The organism is Secundilactobacillus collinoides DSM 20515 = JCM 1123 (genome assembly GCF_001435975.1).
In the GTDB taxonomy this organism is placed as follows: Bacteria; Bacillota; Bacilli; order Lactobacillales; family Lactobacillaceae; genus Secundilactobacillus; species Secundilactobacillus collinoides.
The window spans coordinates 1-10,184 of the sequence record NZ_AYYR01000046.1 but is presented as its reverse complement, the minus strand read 5'-3'; the positions used below and the strand labels follow the sequence as shown (position 1 = coordinate 10,184).

The 10,184-nt window shown below is 45.9% G+C and carries 8 protein-coding genes and 1 riboswitch; of the genes, 6 read left to right on the top strand and 2 right to left on the bottom strand.

What is annotated here, in order from left to right; genetic code table 11:
- Window positions 1-85: 85 nt before the first annotated feature.
- The gene (locus FC82_RS08550; protein WP_054762781.1) at window positions 86-1,483 is read right to left on the bottom strand and encodes a sugar porter family MFS transporter; all 1,398 of its coding nucleotides are present in this window, start codon (window positions 1,481-1,483) and stop codon (window positions 86-88) included.
- 535 nt (window positions 1,484-2,018) lie between these two features.
- Here FC82_RS08550 and FC82_RS08545 point away from each other — a divergent pair.
- Both FC82_RS08545 and FC82_RS08540 read left to right on the top strand, forming a co-directional pair.
- The gene (locus FC82_RS08545; protein WP_056996750.1) at window positions 2,019-2,792 is read left to right on the top strand and encodes a dimethylarginine dimethylaminohydrolase family protein; all 774 of its coding nucleotides are present in this window, start codon (window positions 2,019-2,021) and stop codon (window positions 2,790-2,792) included.
- A gap of 349 nt (window positions 2,793-3,141) precedes the next feature.
- Entirely contained in the window at window positions 3,142-4,764 is a 1,623-nt protein-coding gene (locus FC82_RS08540; RefSeq protein WP_054762783.1) for an ABC-F family ATP-binding cassette domain-containing protein, read from the top strand.
- A gap of 159 nt (window positions 4,765-4,923) precedes the next feature.
- Here the strand turns inward: FC82_RS08540 and FC82_RS08535 are convergent, their stop codons facing one another.
- Window positions 4,924-5,742 carry a Cof-type HAD-IIB family hydrolase gene (locus FC82_RS08535; RefSeq protein ID WP_056996749.1) on the bottom strand — a complete coding sequence of 273 codons (819 nt, stop codon included), beginning with the start codon at window positions 5,740-5,742 and terminating at the stop codon, window positions 4,924-4,926.
- Between the two features lie 714 nt (window positions 5,743-6,456).
- A riboswitch (FMN riboswitch) is annotated at window positions 6,457-6,602 on the top strand.
- A 120-nt stretch (window positions 6,603-6,722) separates the two neighbouring features.
- Here FC82_RS08535 and ribD point away from each other — a divergent pair.
- Genes ribD through ribH form a run of 4 tightly spaced genes read left to right on the top strand, consistent with a single transcriptional unit; the run spans window position 6,723 to window position 10,065 of the window.
- Window positions 6,723-7,778: a bifunctional diaminohydroxyphosphoribosylaminopyrimidine deaminase/5-amino-6-(5-phosphoribosylamino)uracil reductase RibD gene (ribD, locus tag FC82_RS08530; RefSeq protein WP_338057159.1), complete on the top strand. Its 1,056-nt coding sequence runs from the start codon at window positions 6,723-6,725 to the stop codon at window positions 7,776-7,778.
- A 1-nt stretch (window position 7,779) separates the two neighbouring features.
- Window positions 7,780-8,382 (top strand): riboflavin synthase, encoded by a 603-nt coding sequence (locus FC82_RS08525; RefSeq protein WP_056996747.1) that lies wholly within the window; start codon window positions 7,780-7,782, stop codon window positions 8,380-8,382.
- Window positions 8,375-9,595 (top strand): bifunctional 3,4-dihydroxy-2-butanone-4-phosphate synthase/GTP cyclohydrolase II, encoded by a 1,221-nt coding sequence (locus tag FC82_RS08520; RefSeq protein ID WP_056996746.1) that lies wholly within the window; start codon window positions 8,375-8,377, stop codon window positions 9,593-9,595. Before FC82_RS08525 ends, FC82_RS08520 begins: the two co-directional genes overlap by 8 nt.
- A 2-nt stretch (window positions 9,596-9,597) precedes the next feature.
- Entirely contained in the window at window positions 9,598-10,065 is a 468-nt protein-coding gene (ribH, locus tag FC82_RS08515) for a 6,7-dimethyl-8-ribityllumazine synthase (RefSeq protein ID WP_056996745.1), read from the top strand.
- Window positions 10,066-10,184: the final 119 nt, after the last annotated feature.

Here is a 10,184-nt window from a genome sequence, read left to right as displayed (position 1 = left end):
CATAAAGTCAAATACGTTTCAAAACTCTCCACCAATACCAGTTGACAAAGAGCCCTGATTTAATCAAATAACTGTTTTCAATGGGTTATTTTGCGGAATTTACAGTTGTTTCTTGCTTTGTCGCGTCCTTACGACGCATTTCCATTTCAATTTCTTCAAGCGTCTTGCCACGAGTTTCTGGCACCATGTAGATGACGAAGAAGATTGAAACGATTGAGAAGAAACCGAAGACAGCGAACGGACCACCGACGTTGTTGTGGAACATGCTCAGCAATACCAAGAAGAATTGAGAAACGATAAAGTTCCCGATCCAGTTAGCAGCGGAACCGATTGAGTTACCCACACCACGAACATTTAATGGGAAGATTTCACCGATCATCAACCAGCAAATTGGGCCCCATGAAACGGCGAAACCGAAGATGTAAAAGGCAATCAGGATCATCGTTGGAATGGCAGCAGCTTGAACACTCAAAGTAAAGTTCAAAGCGGATAAGATGACGATGGCAACTGTCATGACAATTGAACCAAACAGTAGAATGGTCCGCCGGTTGAACTTGTCCATGATCTTGTACGCCAAGAGTGTGCAGACAAAGTTCACAATCCCAATCCCAACTGAAATCCAGATAGCATTACCTTCAGCGAATCCGAATCCTTTGATAAAGACTTGCGGCAGGAAGTAAATAACGGAGTTAATGCCGACCAATTGCTGCAGGAACATTAACCCAACGGCAACAACAACGGCTGGACGGGCAAACGTAAACAGTTCACGCAAGCCACCCTTTGGCTGGTTAGCAACGTCTTGAATATCTGACAATTCTTTGTCGGGATCTTCATCAGTATTGCGGCGTAAATCATGCAGGACATCACGAGCCTCATCGATTTGCCCTTTTTCAACCAAGTAACGTGGTGATTCCGGTAAAATCAATGACCCGATAAAGAGTAAGGCTGCAGGAATCAAAGCTGACCCGAGCATCCAACGCCAGTCACGAATCCCTAAGAGGTTGTGACTGAGGAAGCCCAAGTTTGAAACGTAGGCTAACAAGATTCCAAGTGTGATCATTAATTGAAACATGGTTCCTAGTGATCCACGGTGAGGCGCATCAGCTAATTCTGCTAAGTAGGCAGGGGTCAATGCCGAAGCGGAACCAACGGCGAACCCTAAGATGATTCGGGCGGTAATCATTGAAATGAATCCAACAGATACCATTGATAGACCTGAACCAATCAAAAATAAAATAGATGATAGCAACAGCAACCGTTTCCGGCCGAAACGGTCGGATAAGGAACCAATTGATAAGGCCCCAATTGAAGATCCAATCAACACTGACGAAGTAATGAATCCTGTTTGTTCAATGTTTAAATGGAAATTGCTTTCGATAAGTGAAGACGCCCCCGAAATAATACCAGTATCAAACCCAAATAAGAGGCCGCCTAGAGCACCGAAAACGAAAATAAAGAATGTGCTTAAGTGTCTAGCTCGCATAAGAAAATCTCCTAACCAAAAGTAATTAATAGCTTTCAACGTTTCCAATTGTAACCCCTTACATGTAATTTGCAAGCGATTTCATTCATTGAAATAGCTAAAGACTGCAAAAGATGGTTTTGGGATACCTAATAATTTCTAAACATAAATAGTAATCATTTTCACAAGTGATGAATCTTTATCAAAATTAGTCGCATCAAACCCCGCCAGCTTCACGATGTATTAATCATTCACAAAGCGAAGCTCTGGTTTAGGTAGGACCCATTTCTGGCATGCTTACAAATGAAATTATTGTATCCGCTTTCATAATTTCAAAATAATTTGTCGATAATTATTAAAACGTCCATTAATGATTATGGACTGTTACGCATTTGTAACAGAAAAATTGGTCCATACCTAAACTTTTTTCAAAACTTTTTTTGACTTATTGCACACCCGTTCAAAACCGTTTTCCCCAGCCAACACAAAGCACTATTAGTGCTGGCTGTGCTTAATGATATAATTGGGGATAAGTCTAATACTTGGAGGGATCTATATGTTCAAAAACGCAATTGTCCGGATTCCTGGACATTCAGTAATTGACGGTATTGATGACTACGCACAACTTGGCAAACCGAATTTCGATAAGGCGCGTCAGGAACATGCCGATTATGTTAAGGCCCTAGAATCATTAGGTGTGACGGTCACTGCCTTGCCCCCGCTAGAAACGATGCCGGATTCCTGCTTTGTGGAAGACCCGGCAGTCGTTTCAACCGGAAAGTTCGCTGTGATCACCAGCCCGGCAAAGGCTTCACGCAACCCTGAACGAGATGAAATTCTTCCCGCTATTCAACAAATATACGATCCTGATCACATTTTTTACATTAACGCCCCCGCTACCATGGAAGGTGGCGATGTTATGCAAGTCGGTAATACCATATACATTGGTCTATCGGCGCGTACCAATCAAGCAGGCATCAATCAATTTAAAGAAATCGCCGAACCTTTTGGGTACACCGTAATTGCTGTCCCCGTTAAACGGGTTCTGCATCTCAAAACAGGCGTGACCTACATGGGCAACAATAAATTGCTCGTATCGGGCGAGTATATCGATTACCCAACCTTTTCCGACTTTGACCAGCTCAAAGTTCCTGCCGATGAAGCTTACGCTGTTAATTGCATTGCTAATGGCAACACAGTTTTAATGCCCGCTGGTTTTCCTAAAGTCAAACAACTGCTGGCTGATGCTGGCTTTAACATAACTGAAGCGCACATGTCAGAATTCGAAAAAATCGATGGCGGTTTAACCTGTCTCTCATTACGTTATTAAAAAAACACTGATTGGATTGAAGGTTGAGTCAAAAATCCATTTTGCGTATACACCTGTCAGTCTAGTGCTTCCGGTTTATCTGACCTAAACATGCAAAATACCTTGTTATTCCAATCTCTTTCCTACTTCTAGGTACAGGGCTAAATTTAAAAACCCCTATTTTCTTGGCAACCGAGTGGCAACAAGTTCTAGGAAGCAAAGACCGCTTCCTGTCACTCCCTTTTTTTCGAAAAATTCGTTTTTCCTGCTAATTTACTTGTGACACAGAAATTTATCTGATAATATGTAGGGATTGTCAATTTAAACTATAAATTTAACGCTTAAAACAACCAAAAAGTGAGGTATATCATTGCTAACTGTAAATAATGTGTCCATGACCTTTTCTGACCATAAACTCTATGATGACGTTAACTTAAAATTCACGCCCGGCAACTGTTACGGCATTATTGGTGCCAATGGTGCCGGTAAGTCGACTTTTCTGCATATTTTGGAAGGCCAATTGACTCCGACCACTGGGACCGTTTCAATGGGGCCAAACGAACGAATGAGCAGTCTGAAGCAAGACCACTTTGCCTTCGATGATCAAACTGTCATGAACACTGTTTTACAGGGCCATGAGCACCTCTACGCCGTGATGACGGAAAAAGACGCACTGTATGCGAAACCAGATTTCTCTGATGAAGACGGCCTAAAAGCTGCTGAATTAGAAGGCGAATTTGCTGAAATGGACGGCTGGAACGCTGAAAGCGACGCCAGCCAATTACTCCAATCCATGGGGATTCTAGAAGACCGGCACCAAAGCTTAATGAAGGACCTTTCTGAAAACGACAAGATCAAGGTCTTGCTTGCTCAAGCGCTATTTGGCAAGCCTGACGTGTTACTGCTGGACGAACCGACCAACGGGTTGGATTCGCTGACCATCAACTGGCTGGAAGACTTCTTAGCCGACTATGACAACACGGTCTTAGTTGTCAGTCATGACCGGCATTTCCTGAACGCCGTCTGCACGCAAATGTGCGACGTCGACTTCGGGAAGATCGAACTCTTTGTTGGGAACTATGATTTCTGGCTGCAAAGCTCACAATTAGCATTGAAGCTGCGTTCTCAAGCCAATGCTAAAAAAGAAGAACAGATCAAGCAACTGCAAGAGTTTATTGCCCGCTTCTCTGCCAACGCGTCAAAATCAAAACAAGCAACGTCTCGAAAGAAGCAATTGGATAAGATCACGCTGGACGATATCAAGCCGAGTTCACGGAAGTACCCGTTCATCAAGTTCACGCCAGAACGCGAATTAGGAAACGATTTTGTGCGGGTTGAAGACGTCAGCAAAACCATCGATGGCGTACAGGTTCTTTCAAACGTCAGCTTCATCCTGCGTCCCGGTGACAAAGCTGCAATCATTTCTCGCTCCGATGTGGCAACCAGTACTTTGATGCAGATCATCGCTGGCACCATGACGCCAGATACAGGGCGTATTACTTGGGGTGTCACCACTGAACGCGCCTCGATGCCAAAAGATTTGAACCCTGAATTCAGTGACGAGAGTCTTAACATCTTAGAATGGCTGCGTCAATTTGCCAGCAAGGAAGAAAGCGACAACACATTCCTACGAGGGTTTCTGGGTCAAATGTTGTTCCGCGGAGACGATGTTTTAAAACAGGTCACCGTCCTTTCTGGTGGTGAAAAGGTCCGCAGCTACCTGTCTAAATTAATGCTGAGCAAGGCTAACGTCCTCTTACTCGATGACCCAACCAACCATTTGGACCTTGAAAGTATCACAAGCCTAAACGATGCGCTTATCGGCTTCCCAGGCTCAATGGTCTTCACCAGCCATGATCACCAGTTCATCCAAACGATTGCCAACCACATCATCGAAGTCGGACCAAAGGGCATCGTTGATCGTGCGGACACAACGTACGACGACTTTATTAACCATGAAGTGGCCCAAAAACAGGTCGAAACAATCTATTAAAATGTGACTTACGACAATAGGTCAACATATTTGCATACAAAAAACAGGATCCTGGAAATAATTAATTCCCGGATCCTGTTTTTTGGTTATAAAGTACATCTCATTTTCATTTATGCCTTTAATCTGATGTGGCCGAAATATCGACCGCAAAGCATCCGTCTATTTGGTTTTCCCATCTTCAAGAATAAACTTATGAATCCCGCGACCAACGCCATCGTGCTCGTTATCATCAGTAATACGATCGGCACCGGCCTTTACTTCATCCAGCCCATTGCCCATCACGATTGGCCGTCCCACTAATCGCAACATTGGCAGGTCGTTTGGGCCATCACCAAAAGCGGCGGTGTCTTGCAAATCTAATTTTTCATAGTCCGCGATATAGCGCACACCACGAGATTTTTTAGCGGCTTCATTGGTAATATCCAGATACACATGACTGGAGGCTTGGACTGCGGCACCAGGCAGGCTCGCATCGTTTAGCAAGGCCATCACACCTGTCATCACGTCATAGTTCAAAATAGTAAACGTGATCTTATAAATAGTTGGCATATCAGCAATTAGCTCATCCGTGGACTTCACAATTGGCCCCTGTGGCATAATTTTGCCCAGGTGCTCCACGCCGTCGTCAATCTGAGTCACATACCAATTGGTCAAATCGTACAAACTAATGCTCACGTTAGGAAAATGTGCGGCTAACAATCGCATAATTTTCTGTACCACGGCGTTATCAATTGGCCGGTCTTCAATCACCCGCGGCTGTCCATCAACCATTTGGTAGATCAAACCGCCGTTAAACCCAACTTGCGGGGCCGTTAAGTTGAGCGCCTCGATTGCAGCTGCCATTTGTTTTGGAGAACGTGCCGACACTAGCGTGATCGGAATGTGTGCACTTTGAATCAGCGCCTGATTGGTGGCGGTTAAATCCCCTCTGTCGTTTAATAAGGTCCCATCCATATCAGAAAAAATGTGTTTAATCATGAAGTAAATCCTCTCAATTCAGATAATCTCTCTCGGTAATCTTCATAATTGTAACAAATTTCCAAACAACGGTACACTAGTGGGAAGGCAACGGAGAGTTGTATAAAATTACTGTTTTCTTGTGCATGATTCACGACGTTTGATTCGGCTTAAATTTCGCAAAAAATCGCTGCAGGTCGGCATCAGTAGTCTTGTTAAGAATACCAATAAGTTTCAAAAACATCTGCACATCAGCAATCCTTAGTAATGTGGCAAAGGGTTTAACCAGCGCTTACTGATTCGGTTCGCCATAATCGTGCACTCATTCTTGCTGGCTGGACTTTGACGCGATATTCAGGCTCACATGCTTAATCCAGCTCATGAACCATTACCAGCAGTCTTGACCACAGGTGTGCGCGATACACGATCATTCACAATCTGGATTAGCTAGTTACAATATCATACAAATAACGGAACGTTGCTTTTAGCCAGTCTAAACCATTTGATCGTCGTAAAAAAAAATAAAAAAATCGCAAATCAACATGAAAGCATTCTACCGCAAGGGTTACCCCCATTTTTGAAAGCCATTTCATTTAATAATAATTTAACCGCCATAACCCCGTCACGACAGCCTGCAAGCAGCTTCAACGACCACCATTTGAATGATCGGGTTATCAGATACTATGAGTTGAAATTTAAAAGTGCATGCTGTAACATGTCTTGTGACAACTGAATAGATTTCTTCGAGGCAGGGTGAAATTCCCGACCGACGGTGACAACCGAGTGTACCTCTCAGGTTGAAGTCCGTAACCCGCGTTTTAGCGGTGGACCCAGTGCAAGTCTGGGACCGACAGTAATAGTCTGGATGGGAGAAGAAAAATGGACTCAATTTCGCATCGTTTTTAACGTGTTTATTTTACGCACGCACTAACTCGGATGAGATCTCATTTAGCTTTCAAACTTCGGCCTCGCACTTATGCGAGGCCTTTTTTGTGAGGTGAATCAAGATCAATGATCAACAACTGATGGCAAAAGCCATCGCGGCTGCCCGAAACGGAATCACCCACACGTGGACGAACCCCGTTGTTGGCGCCGTCATCGTTAAAAATAATCAACTTCTCGCTACCGGATATCACCACCGATTTGGCGAAATGCACGCGGAGATCAACGCGCTTAGTCACCTTCAAAATATCGAGGATGCCCGTGATGCCACAATGTATGTCACCCTCGAACCCTGCAGCCACTACGGCAAGACGCCACCGTGCGCCAAACGGCTTGTTGAAGTCGGTATCAAGCGCGTCGTCATTGGGCAGCAGGACCCTAATCCTCAGGTAAGCGGTCACGGTATCGCGATTCTAAAAGCCGCCAATATTGACGTGACCGTTTTAAACATCACGGACGACCTCAACGTGGCCTACAACTTTTTTTACCGGCACAAACGGCCGCTCGTCACCCTCAAGTATGCCATGAGTATTGACGGCAAGCTCAACGATGGGTCAGGTAAGCGAACCCTGCTGACCGGTAAACCCGCTTACCATGACAGTCAGAACCTGCGCCTGCATCAGCAAGCAATCCTTATTGGTGAAACGACATTGGCAGTCGATGATCCGCAATTGACGGTGCGCGAAACCACCCCTGATTTCCCACCGATTCGAATCGTGCTCGTCAATCGTGCCGACGATTTGGATTTCAGTTCAGCCCTCTTTCAAACAACAACCCCAATCTGGCTTCTAACCCGCCACTCAACAGTTCGACAGGATTGGCCGGCCACGGTAAAAGTGTTCGTTGACGCACATTGGAAACCTGAAACCATTATGGAATTTCTGTACCAGAAAGGTGTGCAATCGCTATTGGTAGAAGGCGGTGCGCATATTCAAGCGACCTTTAGCGCTGCTGATCTAGCTGATCGACTTATCGTGTATGTTTCGCCGCTATTGCTGGGCGGAAATGGACTCCCCGCCGTTTCTGGTTCAGGCCGCACGCAGCCGCTTGCCTATCGGGTAACGGCCACCACTGCACTCGGAAAAGACACTCGTTTTGATTTAAGGAGGCAATGACATGTTCACAGGCATTATTCAAGACGTTGGCACGATTACCAGCCTGCATTGGCAAGCAGAGCACGCCCAACTCACGATCGACACAAACCTGACTAATCAAATTCATAGTCAGGTTGGCGACAGTATCGCTGTTGATGGTATCTGTTTAACAGTTACTAACTTAACATCCGATTCTTTCACAGCCGATGTTATGCCAGAAACAGTACACCGGACAAATCTGATGTCACTTGGAGAAGGCAGTCATGTGAATCTGGAGCCTGCTTTAGCTGTAACAGATCGATTAGACGGTCACTTTGTCCTGGGCCACATAGACGCAACGGCAACCCTCATCCGTCAGGTGCAAGATCAAACAGCAGTCACACTGACTTTCTCGTTTCCAACCCACTATCAACCCTACGTCATTGAAAAGGGGTCCGTGGCAATCAACGGTGTTAGTCTCACCATTACCGCCGTTTCTTCGGGTCAGTTCAGCGTTAGTCTCATCCCCCACACCATGGCAGCCACCATGCTTGGCGATCTGCAAACTGGTGACCCAATTAATCTTGAAACCGACATTCTTGGTAAGTATCTTATCAACCAACAGGAGGTAAGCGCACATGACTAGTTCAGAATCAATTATTAAACGTGTAGAAAACGCCCTTGAAACATTGAAAAACGGCCAACTGATCATTGTCACCGATGATGATCACCGGGAGGCCGAAGGTGACATGGTTGGTTTAGCGCAGTATGCAACTGGAGAAACCGTCCGGACAATGGTAACTAACGCCCGTGGCTTACTGTGCGTGCCCATGGCACAAACAATTGCTTCGCGTCTAGGAATGACGCCGATGGTGACTAATGCGACCGATGCGTACGGCACCGCCTTCACCATCAGTACCGATGCAAAAACAACTTCCACTGGAATCTCAGCGTTTGACCGGGCCGACACCATCCGCCAGCTCGCCGACCCGGAATCAAAACCCGACGCCTTCTACCATCCTGGTCATATTTTTCCATTAATTGCCAAGAATCGCGGTGTGATGGCACGAGGCGGGCATACGGAAGCCGCTGTTGATTTGGCGAAACTCGCGAACGCTGCCCCAGTTGCTTACATCTGCGAAATTTTGGCCAAGGACGGGCATATGGCGCGGCGGCATGAACTCAAACCATTTGCTGAAGGCATCCAAATGCCGTTGATTTCAATTCAGGACATCAAACAATACCGGTACATGAAAGATCGCGAAATTGCTGATTTAATCACCAGTGTTAAACTGCCCACCAAATATGGTGATTTCCAGCTTGAGGCTTATGACACACGTGATGGCCATGAACCTACCCTGTTAATTTCAAAGGGTTCTATTCAACCAAATGAACCACTGTTGTTACGAATGCATTCTGAATGTCTCACCGGTGATATTTTGGGTTCAATTCGTTGCGATTGCGGCGAACAATTAGCAACTGCGCTGCGCACCATTGAAGCGGCCGGTCACGGCGCCGTGATCTATCTGCGACAGGAAGGCCGTGGCATTGGCCTGGCCAACAAGTTACGAGCCTACAAACTGCAGGAAGAAGGGCTTGATACCGTTGAGGCTAATGTGCATTTAGGCTTTGAACCGGACGAACGCGATTATGGGTTGGTTGCAGCCATTTTGCATAAGAAAAAGGTCAGCGAAGTTACGCTGATGACGAATAACCCAGATAAGGTTCATCAGCTAGAGGCTCTGGGCATCACCCTAGATGCGCGTGTGCCAATCGAAACAAAAGCTCGGCCCGAAAATCGGCACTATCTTGAAACCAAAAAGCACAAAATGCATCATCTACTCAAGGAGGTTCAATAACGATGAATACTTACACAGGAACGATCAATGGCGAACATCAACGAATCGGGATCGTTGTCGCTCAATTTAATGATCTCGTCACCAAACGCCTATTGGAAGGCGCCCTATCAGCTCTTAAACAGTTCGGCGTGCCCAATAATGCCATTACGGTGACCTGGGTGCCAGGAGCCTTAGAATTGCCACGGGCTGCCAAATTAATGGCTGGTTCCGGCAAGGTTGACGGAATCATCGCCTTAGGTGCAGTGGTCCGTGGGGAAACCTCACACTATGATTATGTTTGTGCTAACACCGCCTCAGGCCTGGCGGAAGTTTCCTTAAACGGCCCAGTTCCTGTCATGTTTGGTGTCCTAACGACTGATAACATGAATCAAGCCATGAACCGAGCCGGCGGAAAAGCCGGAAATAAAGGCAGCGAATGTGCCAGCGGCGTTCTTGAAATGATTCACTTGGCTGATTGGATCACCGCCTAGGGCACCATACTGTGATGTTTGAGAGTCGACATTAATGTCGGCTCTTTTTTATGTATTAATAACTTCCCGGAATGTCAACTCAAGTGCAACAACCATGGAGCCAGGCCGTGAGCTAGCTT